The organism is Enterococcus sp. C76 (assembly GCF_040886985.1).
Taxonomy (GTDB): domain Bacteria; phylum Bacillota; class Bacilli; order Lactobacillales; family Enterococcaceae; genus Enterococcus_B; species Enterococcus_B lactis.
Genome location: NZ_JBFOEY010000031.1, coordinates 1 through 1,158, shown reverse-complemented (window position 1 = coordinate 1,158; position 1,158 = coordinate 1). Strand labels below are relative to the sequence as shown.

The following is a 1,158-nucleotide window of genomic DNA, read 5'->3' as shown; positions in this document are numbered from 1 at the left end:
TTTTTTCATCCTTTGAGATTTAATTTTTTTTGTAAATCCCAATTCTCTCATCATTTCTCAGTAACAAAAGAATTGGGATTTCACAAAAGAACAAGAAAGATTAGCTTTTCTTCGCAATCAACAAAATTATTAATTGCAAAATACTATTAGAAAAAATTAGGGGGAATCATCGTTATTATGCTTATAATAAACAAAATAACTTTATATTACGATAGAAAAAATGACAAAAATATTATTTGTTATTTTTTCTATCCATTCAAAAGAACTTTCTAGACATTTTTTTCTTACCTCTTTAGCTAAAAATCCTTCTCAATGCATAGAAAAAATTTCCTGCCGATCCACCCATCCAACAGTTACTCTACTCTCTCGTTAAAAGTAGGTTGAACTGGCAAACATTCCCTTAGAATCTCCAGTAAACATAGGTAACAAACCTATATACAAAGTCGTAGGCTCAACCTATTCACCTTGCCCTTTGTCTAAGCGGACGAAAACAAAAATTAACATAAAATGTAATTTCATTTTCGGGTGTCGCTGTCCCATTTGATATAGGGTATAACAATGTTTAAAGTTTGGTTATTGAATCCACATCGTTAACATGGGAACCCTCTGATTTTTTTCAAATCATAAATATCCATTTTTCACGAGATTTTTGCTTATGTTTTAGAAATTAATTTAAGGCTTTTTACATGTGCATTTATTCCTAAATGCTTTCCTGTTTTTTCGTTTTTCATTCTTATATCTTTCCTCAAATTCTTTCAATTTCCAAAACGGAATCCCTAATAACTTCTCTAAAGTTTTTTTACTTTTCCCTGTCTCAACTAATTGAACATACTGACTATATTTGGAACGATGTTCCACAGCTAGCAGTTCAATCCAACAAATTGAAATACGAAAAAATAGTTTTTTATCTTTCTCTACTTTTTTGCTAGCTTTCATCTTCGCTATATCCATCGCACTTTGCATTAACATTTGCATTGAATATTGTTTTCCAGCTAACGTTTGTACATCAAAAGAATACAATTCATTTTTTCCGTCTTTCATCGCTACAATCGCCTCAACATTCCAAGTAAAAATCTTCATAAAAACCCCCTTCTAAACAAAAAAACTTTTAAGCCAAAAGTGATTTAATCACTTTCGCACTTAAAAGTATAATCCGCC

Annotated in this window: 1 protein-coding gene; it reads right to left on the bottom strand. The window is 30.6% G+C overall.

From position 1 onward, the window contains the following. Positions 1 to 672 precede the first annotated feature (672 nt). Positions 673 to 1,041 (bottom strand): hypothetical protein, encoded by a 369-nt coding sequence (locus AB3I00_RS14530; RefSeq protein ID WP_368025603.1) that lies wholly within the window; start codon positions 1,039 to 1,041, stop codon positions 673 to 675. Positions 1,042 to 1,158: the final 117 nt, after the last annotated feature.

Bases quoted from the DNA above. Each gene is read 5' to 3' on its own strand.
- AB3I00_RS14530 (WP_368025603.1), bottom strand. From the start codon at position 1,041: ATGAAAGACGGAAAAAATGAATTGTATTCTTTTGATGTACAAACGTTA.